The following is an 18,496-nucleotide window of genomic DNA, read 5'->3' on the forward strand; positions in this document are numbered from 1 at the left end:
GTTGCATTTTGCGGGTTTAGTGCGCAACCGTCATCCGTAAAGTGTAGATCCGCGAATTTGCGGCGTCCTGACCGGCCCCTTCGCGAGCAGGCTCGCTCCCACAGGGGACCGGGTTCCAAGGTGGGAGCGAGCCTGCTCGCGAAGGCGTCCGAACGGTACTTGCATCTTCCCGCCCCCGCCCGCATAACTTCAGTCATGAATCTGCCCCTCCCCGCCAACAGTGCGCTGGCCGGCTTTCACCCCGCCGTCAGCGCCTGGTTCAACAAGACTTTCCCAGCGGTCACCACCGCTCAGGCCCGTGCGTGGCCGTTGATCCGCCAGCGCCGGTCGACGCTGATTGCCGCGCCCACCGGCTCCGGCAAAACCCTGACCGCGTTCCTCGCCGTGCTCGATGAGCTTGTCCATCGCGGTCTTGAGCATCCTGACGGTTTGCCCGCCGAAACCCTGGTGGTCTATGTCTCGCCGCTGAAGGCACTGTCCAACGACATTCAGATCAACCTGCAGAATCCGCTCGCCGGCATCACTGCGCAATTGCGCGAAATGGGCCTGCCGGAGCTGACCATCACCACCGCCGTACGCACTGGCGACACGCCGCAGAAAGACCGCGCCGCCATGCGCAAGAGCGCGCCGCACATTCTGGTGACCACCCCGGAATCGCTGTACGTGCTGCTTGGCTCGGAATCCGGGCGCAGGATGCTCGGCACCACGCGCACGGTGATCATCGACGAAATCCACGCGATGGCCGCCGGCAAGCGTGGCAGTCATCTGTCCTTGAGCCTTGAACGGCTGCAAGCGTTGTGCGCCGAACCGCTGACCCGCATCGGCCTGTCCGCGACGCAGAAACCGGTAGAAGCCGTGGCGCAATTCCTGGTCGGTCACGATCGCCCCTGCGAAATCGTCGACATAGGCCACGCCCGTCCACGAGACCTCGGCATCGAAGTGCCGCCGGTGCCGCTGTCGGCAGTGATGGCCAACGATGTCTGGGAACTGGTGTACGAGCGCCTCGCCGAACTCGCCCGCGAGCACCGCACCACACTGATTTTCGTCAACACCCGACGCCTTGCCGAGCGCCTCAGCCGGCATCTGAGCGAACGCCTCGGCAAGCAGGCGGTGGCGGCGCACCACGGCAGCCTGGCCAAGGAGTTTCGCCTCGACGCCGAACAACGGCTCAAGCGCGGCGAGCTGCAGGTGCTGATCGCCACGGCATCACTGGAACTGGGCATCGATATCGGTGAAGTCGACCTGGTCTGCCAGATCAGTTCACCGCGTTCGATCGCCGCGTTTCTGCAAAGGGTTGGCCGTTCCGGACACCAGGTCGGCGGCACGCCCAAGGGGCGTTTGTTCGCCACCACCCGCGACGACCTGATCGAGTGCGCCGCCCTGCTCGACTGCGTGCGTCGGGGCGAGCTCGATACGCTGCACATTCCGGAAAAACCGCTGGACGTGCTGGCGCAGCAGATCATTGCCGAGGTCAGTTGCCAGGAATGGTCGGAGCACGCGTTGCTGGCGATGTTCCGCCGAGCCTGGCCGTATCGCGATCTCGATGAAAAACACTATCAGGCCCTGCTGAGCATGCTCGCCGAGGGTTACAACGGCCGCCAAGGCATCCGCAGCGCCTATCTGCACCGCGATGCCGTCAGTCGCACCTTGCGTGGCCGGCGCGGCGCGCAACTGACCGCCGTGACCAGTGGCGGCACCATCCCGGACAACGCCGACTACAGCGTGCTGCTCGAACCCCAGGGTTTGAACATCGGCAGCGTCAACGAAGACTTCGCCGTGGAAAGTATCGCCGGCGACGTGTTCCAGCTCGGCAATACCTCGTACCGCATCTTGCGGGTGGAAAGTGGCAAGGTGCGGGTCGAGGATGCGCAGGGGATGCCGCCGACCATTCCGTTCTGGCTCGGCGAAGCGCCGGGGCGCAGTGATGAACTGTCGGCTGCCGTCGCGCGCCTGCAAGCGCAACTGGATGAGCTGCTCAGCGCCAGTCCCGGCAATCTGCAACCGGCACTCGACTGGCTGACCGCAACACTCGGCCTCAACCTCGCCAGCGCCGAGCAACTGGTCGAATACCTCGCTCGCGCACGGCAGACCCTCGGCGCCCTGCCCTCGCAGGACACGCTGTTGATGGAGCGGTTTTTCGACGAGTCCGGCGGCACCCAACTGATCATTCACACGCCGTTCGGCAGCCGCATCAACCGCGCCTGGGGCCTGGCCTTGCGCAAGCGTTTCTGCCGCACCTTCAACTTCGAGTTGCAGGCCGCCGCCAGCGAAGACGCGATCGTGCTGTCGCTGTCCACCAGCCACAGCTTCGAGCTCGACGAAGTCTGGCGTTACCTGCACAGCAACAGCGCTGAACACACGCTCATTCAAGCCGTGCTTGATGCGCCATTGTTCGGCGTGCGCTGGCGCTGGAATGCCGGGGTGGCGCTGGCGTTGCCGCGCTTCACCGGCGGGCGCAAAGTCGCTCCGCAACTGCAACGGATGAAAAGCGAAGACCTCATCGCCAGCGTCTTCCCCGACCAGATCGCCTGCCTGGAAAACCTCGCCGGCGAGCGTGAAGTCCCCGAGCATCCGTTGGTGGAACAGACCCTCGACGATTGCCTGCACGAAGCGATGGACAGCGAAGGCTGGCTGACCCTGCTGCGGCGCATGGAGCGTGGCGAGGTGCGCCTGATTGCCCGTGATCTGCCTGCGCCGTCGCCGCTGGCGGCAGAAATTCTCAGCGCCCGACCCTACACGTTTCTCGACGACGCGCCGCTGGAGGAACGCCGCACGCAAGCGGTGATCAATCGACGCTGGAGCGATCCGCAGTCGACCGATGATCTCGGCGCGCTGGACGCCGATGCGATCACCGCAGTGCGCGAAGAAGCCTGGCCGTCGCCCAACTCCCTCGATGAGATGCATGAAGCGCTGATGAGCCTCGCCTGTATCAGCGACGCCGAAGCCCGCGCCAACGCGGGTTGGCCGGACTGGCTGCAAACGCTGATGGCCAGCGGCCGCGCCTGCCTGTTGCAGATCGACGCCGAGCATCAGTTATGGCTGGCTCGCGAACGCCTGAGTTGTCTGCAAGCACTTTATCCGCAGGCCACGTTGCTGACTGAGGCGGTGGTGCTGCCCGGCTTCGACGACACGTGGGCATTCGATGAGGCGTTGGTCGAAGTGATCCGCGCCCGCCTCGGTGCCTTTGGGCCGACCCCATTGCCAGCCATTGCCGAACCGCTCGCCCTGCCAGCCGCGCAAGTCAATCAGGCCCTCGCGCAACTGGAACGCGAAGGCTATGTGTTGCGCGGCCAGTTCACGCCGAACAGCGCGGTTGAAGAATGGTGCGAACGCCATCTGCTGGCGCGCATCCATCGCTACACGGTCAAGCGCCTGCGCCGGGAAATCGAACCGGTGGCATTGCAGGACTTCATGCGTTTTCTGTTCGACTGGCAGCATCTGACGCCGGCCACCCAAGGTCAGGGCAGTGCGGTGCTGCCGGCGATTGTCGGCCAATTCGAAGGCTACCCGGCGGCAGCTTCGGCGTGGGACAGCGACATCCTGCCGGCGCGCCTCAAGGACTATTCGCCGAGCTGGCTGGATGAACTGTGCCGCAACGGCAAACTGGTGTGGACGCGCATCAATGCGCGGCAGAAGGTCAGCGGCTCGGCATTGCGCAGTACGCCGATTGTGCTTCTGCCGCGCAGCCAGGTGGGTCTGTGGAGTGCATTGGCAGAACAGACACCAGTGAGTGAGTTATCGCCGAAAACACAGAAAGTCTTCGAGGCGCTGAGTCAGCATGGCGCGCTGTTTTTCGATGAGTTGATTCATGAAGCGCGCCTGCTGCGCAGCGAACTGGAAATCGCCTTGCAGGAACTGGTCGCCGCAGGTTTGGTGAACGCCGACAGCTTCGCCGGTCTGCGCGCGCTGATCACGCCGGCAAGCAAGCGCCAGCAGCGCAGCAGTCGACGCGGACGCGGCGCATTCATCGGCGGCATGGACGATGCCGGGCGCTGGGCATTGCTGCGCCGAGGTTCGTCAGCCGATGCCGCCGAGACGCTCGAACATGTCGCCATGACCCTGCTGCGCCGCTACGGCGTGGTGTTCTGGCGTCTGCTCGAACGCGAAGCGGACTGGTTGCCGAGCTGGCGGGAATTGCTGCGCACCTTTCATCGTCTGGAGGCGCGGGGCGAGATTCGCGGCGGGCGGTTTGTCAGTGGTCTGGCTGGCGAGCAGTTTGCCTTGCCTGAAGCCATTCCCTTGCTGCGCGAAGTACGCCGACGCCCGCAGGACGGCAGCCTGGTGGCGGTGTGTGGGGTTGATCCGCTGAATCTGGCCGGGACCTTGTTGCCCGGGGTGAAAGTGCCGGCGCTGGTGAGCAATCGGCTGGTGTATCGCGATGGGGTGCCGGTGGCGGCAGTGATTGCCGGCAAGCAGCAGGTTTGGGTAGAGCTGGATCCGATAGCCATGGGACAACTGCATGCCAAGCTGATCCGGCATTGAGAGTGTTCGCACCGGCGTCTTTCGCGAGCAGGCTCGCTCCCACAGTCCAATCCCGTTTCCCCTGTGGGAGCGAGCCTGCTCGCGAATGGCCGGCCCTGCACCCCAAAATCATGCTTCAGGTCCGCGACTCCTGCGGCACTTCACCCGCAACCACCGCCCCCTCCTCCTGCCGCTTCGGCAACAGCACCTGCTGTGGATAAGTCTGCGCAAAATGCACGTTCGGGGTGTTATCCACAAGCTTCTTCAAGCGCTGGTTGAACGCGCGGCTCACCGCATATTGTCCACCGGACACCGTGCGGAATTGCGCCGTCAACACCACGCCGTTCAAGTCCATCTTGTCCACCCCGAACACATCCAGCGGCCCTTGCAGGTTGTACTTGAGGAACGGGTCTTCGCGGATCGAATCGCCGGCCTCGCGGATCAGCTCGATGGCCTTGTCGACGTCGGTGTCGTAGGTGAACTGCACCGAGAAAAATGCGAAGGCGAACTGGCGTGACTGGTTGGTCACAGCCTTGATCTGGCCGAACGGCACCGAGTGCACAAAGCCTTTGCCGTCACGCAGGCGCAAGGTGCGAATGGTCAGGCCTTCCACGGTGCCGGCGTGGCCGGAATCAAGCACCACCCAGTCGCCGATCGACAGGGTGTCTTCGATGATGATGAACAACCCGGTGATGACGTCCTGCACCAGTTGCTGCGAACCGAAACCGATCGCCAGACCGACCACGCCCGCACCGGCCAGTAGCGGCGCGACGTTGATGCCGAGATTGGCCATGGTGGTAATCGCGCAGATCACCACGAGGATGATTTTGATCGCATTGCGCAGCAGCGGCAGGATGGTTTTCACCCGCGTGCTCGGCTGGCGTGCCGCGCGTTTGCTCATCGGCGGTTTCAGCGCTTCCTGAATCGCCGTGTCGAGCACCACCCACAGCAGCCACGTCACCAGGAAGATCAGACCAATGCTGCTCAAGGCATTGCTGATAGCTCGCCCGACGGTGCTGCTCTGGGCGAAATCGAGCAACGACACGCCCCAGATCCGCCCGAGAATATCGATGAACGCAATCGCCATGACGATCCGCAGCAAAGCATGCAACAGGCTGAGAAAGCGCTCCTTGTAAGCACTGCTGCGCTGGATCGCCTCGGCTTTGCGCGACTTGAACAGGTGCTGCAACACCGTGCTGAGAAACACCGTGGCGATCAGCAGCACGGTGGTGAACAAGGCACAGCGCAGGGCTTTCTGATTGTCCTCGCCAATGCCGATCAGACTGACCGCCGAGACGAGCACCATCAGCACGATCGGCCAGTACCACAACCCGGAAAATATCCGCAGCGACTCCTGCAGCGACGGTTGTTTCAAACGCTGAGCGAGCGGGCGATTGCGGATCAGATGCGCCACCGGGCGGCGCAGGCGAATCACCAGCAAACCGAAAATCACCGAGGCGATCAGCCCGGTGAACACGGCGATGCTGCTGGTGATATTGCCGCCCAATTGTCGGGCGATCTGCGGGCTGGTCAGGGCATCACTGAGGGCGGCGAGAAAGCCGATCAGGAACAGCGGGCGCGGGCAGTATTCACGGATGATTCGCGCGGCGGCGCGCTTGTGGCCGACGTTGAACATCACCACCACGCACAACAACATCGACGTGGAAAAAATGCCGCTGCTGGTGGCGTAGGCCAGACACAGCGCCAGCGCGCGCCCTACCGAAGCTTGCAGAAAGTGGCTGACATACAGCGTCAGCGGCAGGCAGATCAGCGCCGGCACAGTGTAAGGCAGCACGTAGCCGAGCAGATCCTGACTGCGCTGGCGGGTGCGCAACCAGCGGCCCTCACGCAGACGCTTGGCCAACAGGCTGCCGAGCACGGTCAGCAGGGCGAAACTGCCCAGCCATACGCCCGACAACGTGAGGAAATCCCCGGCCACGCTCCAGCCCGAGCGGTTTGACGGTTGCTTGACCAGCCGATCGACCTCATCCGCCGCGCGGTCGGCGCGCAGCCGCCAGGCGTCGACCAGGTGTTCGTTGAGATCGAGTTTTTCCTGCACATCGTCGATGCTCGTACTGATCGCCCCGAGCAAACCACCCTGCACCAGCGGTTCCGGTTCGGCGGGTTTTTCCGTCGTATCGGCGGCGGCCGGAACGCCCGGTAGCGCGGCGGCTTGCGATGCGTTGACGCCCAAGCACAGCAGCGCTCCCAGCAGAATGGCGATCCTGAAATTGCGCAAAGCTCCGATCTCCCGTGGCTGACCCTGGTAAGGAACTGATCGGTAATTGCGCGGCAAGTTCAAGAGCCCCCTCACCCCAGCCCTCTCCCCCAGGAGAGGGAGCCGACCGAGTTGCATGACCAAAATCACCAACTGCACGCCTTGAGTCGAACTCAAGTCCTGAAGACCATGCAGATCTGCTCCCTTCACAGTCGTACGCGATTTCAGGAGGCATGAAGATCTGCTCCCTTCCCCCTCGCCCCCTTGGGGGAGAGGGTTGGGGTGAGGGGGTAAGCTCTTGATCTTCGCTTCACCCGCGACCGTCCGTAACGCCACCGAAACTTTCCCGCCCCCGCCGCAGTCATCACAGAACATCGGCAACACGAGGACTTTCTACGGGAGGATGGGATGGCGACGATTCACATCGGTATTTCAGGCTGGCGCTACGCCCCGTGGCGCGGGGATTTCTACCCGAAGGGACTGGCGCAGAAGCGCGAATTGCAGTTCGCCTCCCGCGCGGTCAACAGCATCGAAATCAATGGATCGTTCTACGCCCTGCAACGCCCCGAACGTTACGCCCAGTGGTACGCCGAAACCCCTGATGACTTCGTGTTCAGCGTCAAGGCGCCGCGCTTCATCACCCACGTGCGCCGCTTGCGCGAAATCGAAAAACCGCTGGCGAATTTCTTTGCCTCGGGTGTGCTGGAACTGAAGGAAAAACTCGGGCCGATCCTCTGGCAGTTTCCGCCAAACTTCAAATTCGACGCCGAGCGTTTCGACCAGTTTCTCGCGCAACTGCCCCACGACACCCAAGCCGCAGTCGCCCTCGCCCGCCAGCACGATTCGCATCTGCCCGGCCACGCCAGCGTCAAAGCCTGGCGCAAAAAGCCGTTGCGCCATGCCGTGGAAATTCGTCACGAGAGCTTTATCGACCCGGAGTTCGTACGCCTGCTCAAGCGCCACAACGTGGCTCTGGTGGTCGCTGACACCGCCGGCAAATGGCCGTACCGCGAAGACCTCACCAGCGACTTCGTCTATCTGCGCCTGCACGGCGCCGAAGAGCTTTACGCCAGCGGCTATTCCGAACAAGCGCTCAAGCGCTGGGCCGAGCGCATCGACGCTTGGCATCACGGTAAACAGCCGGAGGATGCACACCTGATAGCGCCACGCCTGAAACCCCGCGCCCGCAAATCCCGCGAAGTGTTCTGCTACTTCGACAACGACATCAAAGTCCGCGCGCCCTACGACGCACGCAACCTCTTGCAGCGCTTCGACCTCGATAGAGACCTCGCCACGACTCCCGGGCAAGTTGCCGCAGAAGGAGTTCTGTCATGAGTATTCCCGAACCGGTCGGTTTCACCGACGAAGGCTCCGTGGTTGCGCCCTCGGTGCGCACTTTCACCGTACTGACGGTCAACACTCACAAGGGTTTCACTGCGCTGAACCGGCGTTTCATTCTGCCGGAGCTGCGTGAAGCGGTGCGCAGCGTCGCCGCCGACGTGGTGTTTCTGCAGGAAGTCCACGGCACGCACGAGCAGCATCCGAAACGCTACGACAACTGGCCGACGATGCCGCAATACGAATTTCTCGCCGACAGCCTCTGGCCGCAATTCGCCTACGGGCGCAACGCGGTGTATCCGGCGGGCGATCACGGCAATGCGCTGCTGTCGAAATTCCAGATCATCCGCCACGACAACCTCGATGTGTCGATCAGCGGCCATGAGAACCGCGGCCTGTTGCATTGCGTGCTGCGCCTGCCCGGAGACGGCACCGAAGTGCATGCGATCTGCGTGCATCTGGGCCTGCGCGAGAGCCACCGCAACGCGCAACTGGATCTGCTGATGCAACGTCTCGCTGAATTGCCCGCCGATGCCCCGGTGATCGTCGCTGGCGATTTCAACGACTGGCGCCAGCGTGCCGATGCGCAGCTCAAGCCCTGTGGCCTGCGCGAAGTGTTCGCCGAGCAGTACGGCAAACCCGCGCGCAGTTTTCCCGCGCGGCTGCCAGCGCTACGACTCGACCGCATCTACGTACGCAACCTCAAGGCCAGCCGGCCAAAAGTATTGACCAACCGGCCCTGGTCCCACCTTTCCGACCACGCACCGTTATCGGTGGAGATTGAACTATGAACAGTGCGCCACTGGAAAAATCCGCCGTCGACCCGGTCCCGCTGAATCCGCCGGTGCGCGAGCCCGGCCACGTTGACGTCGAGTATCAATGGCACAGCAATAACCGCGTAGAGCTGCTGGAGAACGGCGAGGAATATTTCCCCCGCGTGTTCGAAGCTATGCGCGCAGCCAAGAGCGAGATCCTGCTGGAGACTTTCATCGTTTTCGAAGACAAGGTCGGCGCCGAGTTGCAGCAGATCCTCATCGAAGCCGCCCAGCGCGGCGTGCGCACCACGGTCAGCCTCGACGGCTTCGGCTGTGGCGAGCTGAGCACTGGCTATCTGTCGGCCTTGAGCGATGCCGGCGTGCACTTGCAGATCTTCGATCCGGCGCCGAAGCACCTAGGCATCCGCACCAACTGGTTCCGCCGCTTGCACCGCAAGATCGTGGTGGTCGACGGCTTGATCGCGTTCATCGGCGGGATCAACTTTTCCGGCGATCACCTGGCCGACTTCGGCCCTGAAGCCAAGCAGGATTATTCGGTGGAGATCCAGGGCCCGGTGGTCGCCGATATCCATCACTTCGCCCTGCTGCAAAGCGGTCGTCCCGGACGCGCGCGGTTCTGGTGGCAACGCCGGCGCCAGCGTCTGGAGGAAATGGCCTTCACCGATCACGACGGCCAGGTGCGCCTGGTGTTCCGCGATAACGATCAACACAACACCGATATCGAAGACGTCTATCTGCAGGTGCTGCGCAAGGCCAAGCGCCGGGTGATCATCGCCAACGCCTACTTTTTTCCCGGCTACCGTTTGCTGCGCGAAATCCGCAACGCCGCCCGCCGTGGCGTCGAGGTGCGGCTGATCCTGCAAGGCCAGCCGGACATGCTCGTGGCGAAACTGGCGGCGCGCATGACCTACGATTATCTGCTGCGTGCCGGCGTGCAGATTCACGAATACTGCCAGCGCCCGCTGCACGGCAAGGTCGCGCTGGTCGACGATGACTGGAGCACCGTGGGCTCGAGCAATCTCGACCCGCTGAGCCTGTCACTGAACCTGGAAGCCAACGTACTGATCCGCGATCGAGCGTTCAATCAGCACCTGTACGAGCGCCTCGAAGACCTCAGCCAGAACCACTGCAAAGCCATGGACGCCAAGCTGTTGCCGCGTGGGCGCATCTGGCACATGACCGTGGGCTTTCTGGTGTTCCACTTCCTGCGGCACTTCCCGGCCATGGCCGGTTGGCTGCCGGCGCATAAACCGCGTCTGAAGCCTTTCCGAGGTGCGCGTCCATGAGTCATTCCGAAGTGCACTCCGATAGCCATTCGGCACAAGCGGCGCCGTCGAAATGGAGCCGCTGGAAACGTCCGCTGACCATCCTGTTTTTCCTCGCGCTGATCGTCCTGCTGACGATGTTCGCCACCCGCATCGAATGGGCCGAGGTGTTGGAGACCCTTGCCGATTTCAAGGTGCGCACGCTGATTATCGCCGCCAGCCTGACCCTGCTGAGCTTTCTGGTGTACGCCAGTTTCGACCTTATCGGCCGCACCTACATTCGTCAGGACCTGACCTGGAAGCAGATCCTGCCGGTGGGCATCATCAGTTACGCCTTCAACCTCAATCTCAGCGCCTGGGTCGGCGGCATCGCCATGCGCTATCGCCTGTATTCGCGGCTGGGCGTAAGCAAAGGCAACATCGCCAAGATTCTTGGCCTGAGCCTGGCGACCAACTGGTTCGGCTACATGACCATCGCAGGCGTGGTGTTCAGCAGCGGTCTGGTGACTATGCCGCCGGGCTGGAAGCTCAGCAGTTCGGCCTTGCAACTGGTCGGGGTGTTATTGCTGCTGGTCAGCGCCGGCTATCTGGCGGCGTGTCAGTTTTCCAAGCGCCGCGAGTGGTCGATTCGCGGCGTGGAAATCAACCTGCCGTCGCTGCGCATGGCGGTGTTGCAATTGCTTTTGGGCGCGCTGAACTGGTCGCTGATGGCGGCGGTGATCTTCACTCTGCTGCCGAGCAAACTGGATTATCCGCTGGTGCTCGGCGTGCTGTTGATCAGCGCGATTGCCGGGGTCATCACGCACATTCCGGCGGGGCTGGGTGTGCTGGAGGCGGTGTTCGTGGCGTTGCTGCAGCATGAGGCATCGCGCGGCAGTCTGGTCGCGGGATTGCTGGCGTATCGGGCGATTTATTTTCTTCTGCCGCTGTTGATTACGGTGGTGATGTATCTAGTGGTGGAAGCCAAGGCCAAGGCGTTGCGCATCGAAAAGAAACCGTCCTGACCATGCATTGCTGCTGATGGCCCTTTCGCGAGCAGGCTCGCTTCCACAAACTGTGGGAGCGAGCCTGCTCGCGAAGGGGCCGGTACACGCGACAGATCATCTGGATTGGATAATGCTCAACCGCTCCCCCACCACCATCTCGGTAATCCAGTCCACCAGAATCGAGGTGTAGGCCTGCTGCGACACCGGGTCACTCAACGCGTGATCCGCGCCATCGATGATCCGGTGGGTCAACGAGTGGGTTTGCTGACACGCGGCGCGGTAACTCATGATCGTCGCGTGGGGCACGAAATCGTCGGTTTCCGACTCCACCAATAGCACATCGCCCGTGAATTGCGAGCAGGCATGCAGGGCGCGATTGCTGTCGGCGCGCACCAGCGTGCCGCGATAATCGCGCAGGTCGGCCTTGTCCAGATCGCGTTTGGGCGTGTGCCATTGCTCGTCGCGGTACAGCGCCGGTACGCGCAGCGCCAGCCAGCGCACCGGGCGCAGTGACGTCAGGATCGAGGCCAGATAGCCGCCATAACTGGTGCCGACCACGGCGATCGCCGAAGTGTCGAGGGCCGGGTGCGCCAGCAAGCGATCGTAGGCCGCCAGCAAATCTCGCAGATTGTCTTCACGGGTCACGCGGGTCAGCGGGATTCCGGTGCCGCCGGTATGCCCGCGCAGGTCGAAAGTCAGGCATACGCAACCCAGGCCGGCGATGCCTTTGGCCCGTTCCAGATCACGTTCCTGACTGCCGCCCCAACCGTGCACAAACAACACCCCCGGGACTTTCGATTTGGGACTGAGAAAAGTCCCGCTCATCTGTTCGTCATCAATGTCGATTTGAATGCTTTCGCTTCTAGCCGTCATAGGATTGGACCGTCACATATTTGAGAAGAAACGCGCTGTTTTCAGCCGGACCGCGATAGACCTCGATGGCGTCCGCCGGCAGCGCCTGATCGGTATAGGTCTCCACCGACGACACGCGAATCGCGCGCATCTGTGGATCGTTGACGAAGCTCTGCAGCGCCGCCACTTCGGCGCTGCTGGCACCGCCCATGCGCCAGGATTGTTCGAGCACGCCGCTGCGCGGGTTGCCGCTAGCGTCGAGGCCCTGGGCGATATCGTAATTGCGCCGCGAGGCGAAGAAGCGCGGGTAAGCTTCGTTGGCGGCACTGTCGAAGACCTGCGCCTGCTCGATGGCCAGACGCACATCATCAGGCAGATCCAGCGCGAGCAATTGGTCATAGCCCCCTTGCACCACCAGCAGATTCGAACCGCCGTAGACCTCTTCGCCCTGGCCGTCCTCGGTCAAGTATTGATCACCACAGTAGCTCAACACTTTGCCGCCGATGAACGACTGGCCGACGCTGTGGGTGACGACGTTGCTCAAGTCCTGCTCCAGCACTACGCCGTCCTTGAACAGATTTTGCGCCTCGGGCCGCGCGAGGATCTCATCGAACGCGTCGAGGCTTTTGATCACTTCCTGACCGCGACCGGCGCAAGCGTGAACCGGCTTCAAGCGAATCGGCCCGGCGTACAGCAGATGTTCGGCGGCGGGCCGTGCATCTTCCAGGGCAAATACGCTGAGACCGTCGAGCACAACGTTGCGCACCCGTTCCGAAAACAGCGGCGACCAGCCCTGCGGCGCCTGCGCCAGATGACTGCGCAAACCGTGGCTGATGGCTTTGGTGCAGATGAAATCGTATTCGACGTAACCGCCCCACAAGTCATCGGGGCCGTTGATGCCAAGTGCTTGCGCGTGGGCCGCGCCGACGATGGTTTGTGTTGGCAGCAGATAGAGGTCGCGGCCCGAATGTTTGGCCGGGTCGTAACTGCCGCCGAATTTGCAACCGAGAATCTGCGCCAGCCAGCGCGCCAGAGCCTTGTTGGTCTCGACTTCATGTTGCGGCGCCTCGGCACGCACCGAATGGGCCACGACGATTTTGTTGCTGGGTGTCGGGGTCATGCGTTCCCCTTTTATCAGTCGATGGGTTCTCAAAGGAAATTGCAGAGATCAGGCCAATCAGCGATCCCCACGAACCGCCCGATAATCGGGAGCCTGCCGTGACTGTGCTGGCATGAAGCCTGTTTCAAACTGCACGACGGCGCGCAAAACTCCGGCAAATTGCACGATCTGTCATCCTGCCGCGATCATTGTGGGAGCGAGCCTGCTCGCGAAAGCGTAGTGTCAGCCGACTACAATTCTGTAGATCCAGCGCCTTCGCGAGCAGGCTCGCTCCCACATTAGTTCATCGTCGTTCTGGGAGCGGGGTTCAGACCAAACCGCCCCCGGTACTCACTCGGCCCCAGCCCGGTAATCTTCTTGAAAATCGCACGAAACGCGCCCGGATCCTGATAGCCCACCGTCCAGGCAATGTGGTCGATCGTGCCATTGCTGAACTCGAGCATTTCTCGCGCTTTACCAACCCGCAGGTGCTGGCAATATTCGGTCGGTTTCAAGCCTGTCGCGGCGCGGAATCGGCGCAGGAAAGTGCGTTCTTCCAGGCCCGCGCGCTCGGCCATCGCGTTCAGCGAAACATCCGTCGCCCCGGTGCTTTGCAGCCAGTGCTGGACCTTGAGAATCGCCGCGTCGCCATGGCTGAGGATCGGTGCGAAATTGCTTCCGCATTCACTGGCGCTGTCGCTGTGTTCCATCACCAGAAAACGCGCGGTCGCGGTGGCGATGCTCGGGCCAAGCAAGCGATCGACCAGACGCAGTCCCAGTTCCGACCAGGCCATCAGCCCCGCCGTGGTGATCAGGTCACCGTCGTCGACAATCGGCGTGTCGGCCTTGAGTTTGATCTTCGGGTAACGCTCGGCAAACGCCTGGGCCGAGGTCCAGTGGGTGGTGGCGCTGCGACCGTCGAGCAAGCCGCTTTCAGCGAGCATCAACGAGCCCACACAAACACCACCGAGGGTCGCGCCGTGTGCATGCTGATCGCGCAGCCATTGCGCAAGACTCGCGGTCATCTGCGCCGCATCGAACCCGCCGAGAGACGGCGGAATCAGCACGGCAAGCAAAACGTCCTCGTCGCCCGGATGACTGTCGTAAACCCGCGTCGGCAACTGCTCGCCCTCGACCTGCCAGTGACTGACCCGCAGCAAGGGCAATTGCACAGCCTGATACTCGGCGGCAATGCGGTTGGCCACCGCGAACAGGTCGGTCAGACCGTGCACCGCCGCCAGTTGCGCGCCGGGGTAAATCAGCACGCCCAGTTCAGCGGTGGCGGCTCTTTGTGCAGCCATTGTCAGTTTTCCCCCGTCTATTGTCGGTGCGGCCAATCCTCGAATCCTCGGCCAGCGTCAATACTGAGACCACACCCAATCACTGCCTCGAGGACAATCCCATGGCCAAGCAAGCGCTCATCGTAGTCGATATCCAGAACGACTACTTCCCCCAAGGCAAGTGGCCGCTGGTCGGCGCCGACGCCGCTGCGGACAACGCCGCACGGCTGATCGCAGCCTTTCGCGCAGCGGGCGATCCGGTGGTGCACATTCGGCATGAATTCACTTCCGACGAGGCACCGTTTTTCACTCCCGGCTCCGAGGGCGCGAAACTGCATCCGAAAGTGCTCAACCATGCCGATGAGCCGGTGGTGCTCAAGCACTTCGTCAACTCGTTCCGTGAAACCGAACTGAAAGCGGTGCTAGACGAACAAGGCATCACCGACCTGGTGGTGGTCGGCAGCATGAGCCATATGTGCGTCGATGGCATCACCCGCGCGGCGGCGGACATGGGTTACAGCGTGACCGTGATTCACGATGCCTGCGCCAGCCGTGATCTGGAATTCAACGGCCTGACGGTGCCGGCCGCCCACGTGCACGCAGCCTTCATGGCGGCGCTGGGTTTCGCCTATGCCAGCGTGGTATCGACTGAGCAGTTCCTGGGCAGCAACGCCTAGCAACAACTGCGCAATCCCCTGGCCCGCCCCGTTGCGGGCCTTTTTGCGTCTGTCTTGAAAATCTCACGCGTGAGTCATTGATGGCACTTTGCATTGGTTGTAGTGTGGCCCACGCGTGAGACGCTCATAACCGGATTCCAGCCATGACAAGCCGCACTCCGACGCCTGCCGCAGCCAGCCCCAAGGGCGAGCGTGGCAAGACGTCAGCGAAAAAACCGTCGAGCTTCTACATGAAGCAGATGCGCGCAGGCCTGGCCGCCGCCGGTTATGTGAAACACGAAACTTGGGTGCTTCCGGAAAACCGAAGCTTGCTCAAGCAAATGGAGCAACAGCTACGCCAACCGATTCTGGCTGGCTCTTTCATGTCGGAGAAATACATGAGCGCAGGCAACAACTGGACCATCGACAGCCTCTTCAATGCCCTCAAGGCGCTGGACGAGGTGGCTTCCCAAGAGATTTCGCTGTCCCTGATCCAGAGCTCCGAACCGAGCATCAAGCTGGAAATGAACGAATTCGGCGGCCTGCCGATTCACATCGCCCTGGCCGGCCAGCAGATCATCGTCGACACCGTGCTGGTGGACATCGATTCGATCAGCAATGTCCAGGCGTTCAACGATGCCGTGCTGCGCAGCCGCGAGATGTTCCCGCTGTCGTCGATCGGGATCGAGTCGATGCCCAATGGCCAGACCGTCTACAACATGTTCGGCGCCCTCAGCGCAGACTCGAGCCTGACCAACGTCGTTACCGAGGTGAAAACCCTGGTCGACAATGTGCAGCGCGCCAGCGAAGCCTTCGAACACTTCTTCAAGTAATCAACAGGGAATATCCAATGACTCAGTCCATCTGGAGCAAGTTGTTCACCGCACTGCGCGGCGGCGCCAATGAAGTCGGCGAAGCCATCGCCGACCAGCAGGCCCTGCGCATCCTCGATCAGGAAATCCGCGACGCCGACACCGCGCTGTCCAATGCCCGCCGCGAACTGGTGACGATCATGGCCAAGCACAAACTGGCCGCCGACCGCGTCAGCGAATACGACGCCAAGATCAAGGACCTCGAAGCCAAGGCTGTAGCCGCGTTGAATGCCGGCCGTGAAGACCTGGCGCTGGAAGTGGCCGAAGCGATTTCGACCCTGACCAACGACCTCGCTGCCGAGAAGAAACTCAGCGATGAATTCGGCGCCTACGCCGACAACATGCGCAAAGACATCAGCAAAGCCGAATCGCGAATCAAGAGCCTGCGCCAGCAAGTGGACATGGCCAAGGCCCGCGACAGCGTGCAGAAAGCCCAGGTCAGCGCCTCGATTGCCAGCGGCGGCGCCAACGGCAAACTGGAAACCGCGGTCGGCACCCTGAACCGCCTGCAAGCCAAGCAGCAGCAACGCGCTGCCGAACTGAACGCCGCAGACGAACTGGCCGACGCCTCCACCGGCAACGACCTGGAACGCAAACTGCGCGACGCCGGCATCACGCCGAACGAAGGCAGCGCCAATGCGATCCTTGAGCGGCTGAAACAGAAGTCCGCGCAGTAATGACTGAACGGTAACTTGTGGGAGCGAGCCTGCTCGCGAAAGCGTCGTGACAGTCAAATAATCGAGTGACTGACACAACCCATTCGCGAGCAGGCTCGCTCCCACATGGTTTTGCGGCGTAATTGCCTCTGCTCGTTCACCGCTTCGCCCGTTACACTACCGCCACTTTTTCACCCCCGAACACCTCCACCCGCTTCAAGGAACGTACCCATGGGATGGTTTAAAGACTTGCTCGGCACCAGCAATTGGCAGACCGCTGCGCCAACGAGCACCGGCGCCAGCGGTCCACTGGGCATGGCACAAGGCAAAGGCGTGCGCTTCGACACGACCCTGGCATTGCTGCTGGAAGGCTCGACCTCGGTGCGGGTGCCATTCGATCAAGCGGTGTGGAGCGCCGGCTGGGTCGATCTCGGCCAGTCCAACAAGCTGCACCGCTACTACATGAACGAAGAGGATTTCTGGGTGCAGATCCACGTCACCGGCGACGATCAGGTCGAGTCGGTCACCCTGCTCAATTACCTCAGCTATGTAACGGTCAACAGTGACGCCGAACTGCAGCGTCTGGCCGGCCCCAACAGCCTGATCGGTCTGCCGACCTACACCCACGACGGTGTTGAATACACCCGCGAATGGGGCACCGAGTTGCATCAGACCGAACTGGTGCCAATGACCGAACACGTGGTCAACCCGGACGAGTCCTACACCATCAAGCACCACGCCATGCTGTATGCCCGCGACACCGGCCTGACCGATCGCCGCGAACTGCTGCTGTTCTCCGTCGAACAGGACGAAGAAGGCACCGTCAGCCTGAGCACCTCGCTGGGCATCTCGCTGTACACGACTGATTTGAGCGCCATTTAAAAAAGGAAGTTTTTCATGCTGGAAGTCTTGGCCGTTTCCCTGAACAAAACCGCGCTGGTCGGTTTTGTCGTCTACCTGATCGGCGCCGTGTTGCTGTTCATGCTGTTTCAATTCGTCTACACGCGCATTACCGCGCACAAGGAATTCGAGCTGATCCGCGCCGGCAACACTGCCGCCGCCATTGCCCTGTCCGGGGCGATCATCGGTTTCGCGATTCCGGCGAGCAACGTGATCGCGTATTCGGTCAACGTGCTCGACTTCGTCCTCTGGGCGGTCATCGCCGCCGTCGTGCAATTGCTGGCATTCGTTGCGACCGGGCTGGTGCTCAAGGGCACGTCCCAGCGCATCGCCAACGGCGAAGTCGCCGCCGGCATTTATGTCGCCGCCGTGGCGATCAGCGTCGGCATGCTCAATGCCGCGTGCATGACCCCGTCCCACTGACCGGCAGGAAGCCTCTCGATGAAACGCAGCAAATACGTGCAATTGTCCCTCGCCGCATCGGTGGCGATGGCGATTTCCGGTGAAGCAGCGGCGCTGGATCAGCCGCGCAATTTCCAGAGCGTTGAACAGTGTGTCGACGCCGAAGTGGCCGCCGATCTCTGCTCCAGCGCCTACGTCGCCGCACTGAACGAGCACCGGCGTATCGCCCCGGCCTACACCGACAAGGCCAAGTGCGACGCAGACTTTGCCGCTGGCTGGTGTCAGAAAAATTCCGATGGTCGTTTCGTGCCGAAACTCGGCGGCTTCAAAGTGCCGGGCAATGCCGAGACGCCGCAGGATCTCGATGCCATCGCCAATTCGCAAATGCCGGCGGGCGACACCAGCAGCAGCGCAAGCCACGGCGGCTCGCACTATTCCGGTGGCTCAGGTGGCGGCGGCAATGGCTGGCTGACCGGCTGGCTGATCGGCAACGCAATGAGCAACAACGCCGAACGCACCGTTTACCGTGATCGCGAAACGCGCCAGCCGTACAACACCTCAACGCAGTACCGCCGAGCTGACACAACCTCGCGCAGCCAGTCGGATTACGAGAGCAGCAAGAGCAAACCGGTGAACGTTGCGTCGTCGACTTCGCGCGGCGGCTTCGGCAGCCAGTCCAGCGCCCGCAGCGGTTGGGGTGGCTGGGGCAGCAGTTCCGGACGCTCGAGCAGCTGA

The 18,496-nt window shown here is 62.2% G+C and carries 15 protein-coding genes; 11 read left to right on the plus strand and 4 right to left on the minus strand.

What is annotated here, in order from left to right; genetic code table 11:
• Nucleotides 1-195 precede the first annotated feature (195 nt).
• The gene (locus HU724_RS25110) at nucleotides 196-4,482 is read left to right on the plus strand and encodes a DEAD/DEAH box helicase (protein ID WP_186568816.1); all 4,287 of its coding nucleotides are present in this window, start codon (nucleotides 196-198) and stop codon (nucleotides 4,480-4,482) included.
• Between the two features lie 115 nt (nucleotides 4,483-4,597).
• Here the strand turns inward: HU724_RS25110 and HU724_RS25115 are convergent, their stop codons facing one another.
• Entirely contained in the window at nucleotides 4,598-6,700 is a 2,103-nt protein-coding gene (locus tag HU724_RS25115) for a mechanosensitive ion channel family protein (protein ID WP_186568815.1), read from the minus strand.
• Nucleotides 6,701-7,087: 387 nt separating this feature from the next.
• Here HU724_RS25115 and HU724_RS25120 point away from each other — a divergent pair, with 387 nt between their 5' ends.
• The 4 genes from HU724_RS25120 to HU724_RS25135 are packed head-to-tail and all read left to right on the plus strand — an operon-like array spanning nucleotide 7,088 to nucleotide 11,062.
• Nucleotides 7,088-8,014 carry a DUF72 domain-containing protein gene (locus HU724_RS25120; protein WP_186568814.1) on the plus strand — a complete coding sequence of 309 codons (927 nt, stop codon included), beginning with the start codon at nucleotides 7,088-7,090 and terminating at the stop codon, nucleotides 8,012-8,014.
• Complete coding sequence (locus HU724_RS25125) at nucleotides 8,011-8,808, plus strand: endonuclease/exonuclease/phosphatase family protein (RefSeq protein WP_056790768.1); 798 nt, start codon at nucleotides 8,011-8,013, stop codon at nucleotides 8,806-8,808. The genes HU724_RS25120 and HU724_RS25125 overlap by 4 nt, the downstream gene beginning before the upstream one ends.
• Nucleotides 8,805-10,079 carry a cardiolipin synthase ClsB gene (gene clsB, locus HU724_RS25130; RefSeq protein WP_016772961.1) on the plus strand — a complete coding sequence of 425 codons (1,275 nt, stop codon included), beginning with the start codon at nucleotides 8,805-8,807 and terminating at the stop codon, nucleotides 10,077-10,079. Before HU724_RS25125 ends, clsB begins: the two co-directional genes overlap by 4 nt.
• Complete coding sequence (locus HU724_RS25135) at nucleotides 10,076-11,062, plus strand: lysylphosphatidylglycerol synthase domain-containing protein (protein ID WP_024014510.1); 987 nt, start codon at nucleotides 10,076-10,078, stop codon at nucleotides 11,060-11,062. Before clsB ends, HU724_RS25135 begins: the two co-directional genes overlap by 4 nt.
• A gap of 96 nt (nucleotides 11,063-11,158) precedes the next feature.
• Here the strand turns inward: HU724_RS25135 and HU724_RS25140 are convergent, their stop codons facing one another.
• The 3 genes from HU724_RS25140 to HU724_RS25150 form a co-directional block, all read right to left on the minus strand.
• The gene (locus HU724_RS25140) at nucleotides 11,159-11,917 is read right to left on the minus strand and encodes an alpha/beta hydrolase family protein (RefSeq protein WP_016772959.1); all 759 of its coding nucleotides are present in this window, start codon (nucleotides 11,915-11,917) and stop codon (nucleotides 11,159-11,161) included.
• Entirely contained in the window at nucleotides 11,907-13,016 is a 1,110-nt protein-coding gene (locus tag HU724_RS25145) for a DUF3182 family protein (protein ID WP_186568813.1), read from the minus strand. Before HU724_RS25145 ends, HU724_RS25140 begins: the two co-directional genes overlap by 11 nt.
• A 278-nt stretch (nucleotides 13,017-13,294) precedes the next feature.
• Nucleotides 13,295-14,296: a GlxA family transcriptional regulator gene (locus tag HU724_RS25150; RefSeq protein ID WP_186568812.1), complete on the minus strand. Its 1,002-nt coding sequence runs from the start codon at nucleotides 14,294-14,296 to the stop codon at nucleotides 13,295-13,297.
• Nucleotides 14,297-14,397: 101 nt separating this feature from the next.
• On the opposite strand from HU724_RS25150, the gene HU724_RS25155 reads away from it, so the two are divergent.
• The 6 genes from HU724_RS25155 to HU724_RS25180 all read left to right on the plus strand — a co-directional run bounded on the left by HU724_RS25155 (nucleotide 14,398) and on the right by HU724_RS25180 (nucleotide 18,496).
• A complete protein-coding gene (locus HU724_RS25155) occupies nucleotides 14,398-14,952 on the plus strand; it encodes a cysteine hydrolase family protein (RefSeq protein ID WP_186568811.1) in 555 nt (184 codons plus the stop codon).
• 230 nt (nucleotides 14,953-15,182) lie between these two features.
• Nucleotides 15,183-15,764, plus strand: a complete 582-nt coding sequence (locus tag HU724_RS25160; protein WP_225914461.1) for a YjfI family protein — start codon at nucleotides 15,183-15,185, stop codon at nucleotides 15,762-15,764.
• Between the two features lie 17 nt (nucleotides 15,765-15,781).
• The gene (locus tag HU724_RS25165) at nucleotides 15,782-16,480 is read left to right on the plus strand and encodes a PspA/IM30 family protein (RefSeq protein ID WP_016772954.1); all 699 of its coding nucleotides are present in this window, start codon (nucleotides 15,782-15,784) and stop codon (nucleotides 16,478-16,480) included.
• 210 nt (nucleotides 16,481-16,690) lie between these two features.
• Nucleotides 16,691-17,341: a DUF2491 family protein gene (locus HU724_RS25170; protein WP_186568810.1), complete on the plus strand. Its 651-nt coding sequence runs from the start codon at nucleotides 16,691-16,693 to the stop codon at nucleotides 17,339-17,341.
• A gap of 15 nt (nucleotides 17,342-17,356) precedes the next feature.
• Entirely contained in the window at nucleotides 17,357-17,782 is a 426-nt protein-coding gene (locus tag HU724_RS25175) for a DUF350 domain-containing protein (protein ID WP_016772952.1), read from the plus strand.
• Nucleotides 17,783-17,800: 18 nt separating this feature from the next.
• Complete coding sequence (locus HU724_RS25180) at nucleotides 17,801-18,496, plus strand: DUF1190 domain-containing protein (RefSeq protein ID WP_186568809.1); 696 nt, start codon at nucleotides 17,801-17,803, stop codon at nucleotides 18,494-18,496.

It is taken from the genome of Pseudomonas iranensis, from assembly GCF_014268585.2.
Taxonomy (GTDB): Bacteria; Pseudomonadota; Gammaproteobacteria; order Pseudomonadales; family Pseudomonadaceae; genus Aquipseudomonas; species Aquipseudomonas iranensis.

What these genes read in the sequence shown, in the direction of transcription:
- HU724_RS25110 (WP_186568816.1), top strand. Translation starts at nt 196, where the DNA reads ATGAATCTGCCCCTCCCCGCCAACAGTGCGCTGGCCGGCTTTCACCCC.
- HU724_RS25120 (WP_186568814.1), top strand. Translation starts at nt 7,088, where the DNA reads ATGGCGACGATTCACATCGGTATTTCAGGCTGGCGCTACGCCCCGTGG.
- HU724_RS25125 (WP_056790768.1), top strand. Translation starts at nt 8,011, where the DNA reads ATGAGTATTCCCGAACCGGTCGGTTTCACCGACGAAGGCTCCGTGGTT.
- clsB (WP_016772961.1), top strand. Translation starts at nt 8,805, where the DNA reads ATGAACAGTGCGCCACTGGAAAAATCCGCCGTCGACCCGGTCCCGCTG.
- HU724_RS25135 (WP_024014510.1), top strand. Translation starts at nt 10,076, where the DNA reads ATGAGTCATTCCGAAGTGCACTCCGATAGCCATTCGGCACAAGCGGCG.
- HU724_RS25140 (WP_016772959.1), bottom strand. Translation starts at nt 11,917, where the DNA reads ATGACGGCTAGAAGCGAAAGCATTCAAATCGACATTGATGACGAACAG.
- HU724_RS25145 (WP_186568813.1), bottom strand. Translation starts at nt 13,016, where the DNA reads ATGACCCCGACACCCAGCAACAAAATCGTCGTGGCCCATTCGGTGCGT.
- HU724_RS25150 (WP_186568812.1), bottom strand. Translation starts at nt 14,296, where the DNA reads ATGGCTGCACAAAGAGCCGCCACCGCTGAACTGGGCGTGCTGATTTAC.
- HU724_RS25155 (WP_186568811.1), top strand. Translation starts at nt 14,398, where the DNA reads ATGGCCAAGCAAGCGCTCATCGTAGTCGATATCCAGAACGACTACTTC.
- HU724_RS25160 (WP_225914461.1), top strand. Translation starts at nt 15,183, where the DNA reads ATGAAGCAGATGCGCGCAGGCCTGGCCGCCGCCGGTTATGTGAAACAC.
- HU724_RS25165 (WP_016772954.1), top strand. Translation starts at nt 15,782, where the DNA reads ATGACTCAGTCCATCTGGAGCAAGTTGTTCACCGCACTGCGCGGCGGC.
- HU724_RS25170 (WP_186568810.1), top strand. Translation starts at nt 16,691, where the DNA reads ATGGGATGGTTTAAAGACTTGCTCGGCACCAGCAATTGGCAGACCGCT.
- HU724_RS25175 (WP_016772952.1), top strand. Translation starts at nt 17,357, where the DNA reads ATGCTGGAAGTCTTGGCCGTTTCCCTGAACAAAACCGCGCTGGTCGGT.
- HU724_RS25180 (WP_186568809.1), top strand. Translation starts at nt 17,801, where the DNA reads ATGAAACGCAGCAAATACGTGCAATTGTCCCTCGCCGCATCGGTGGCG.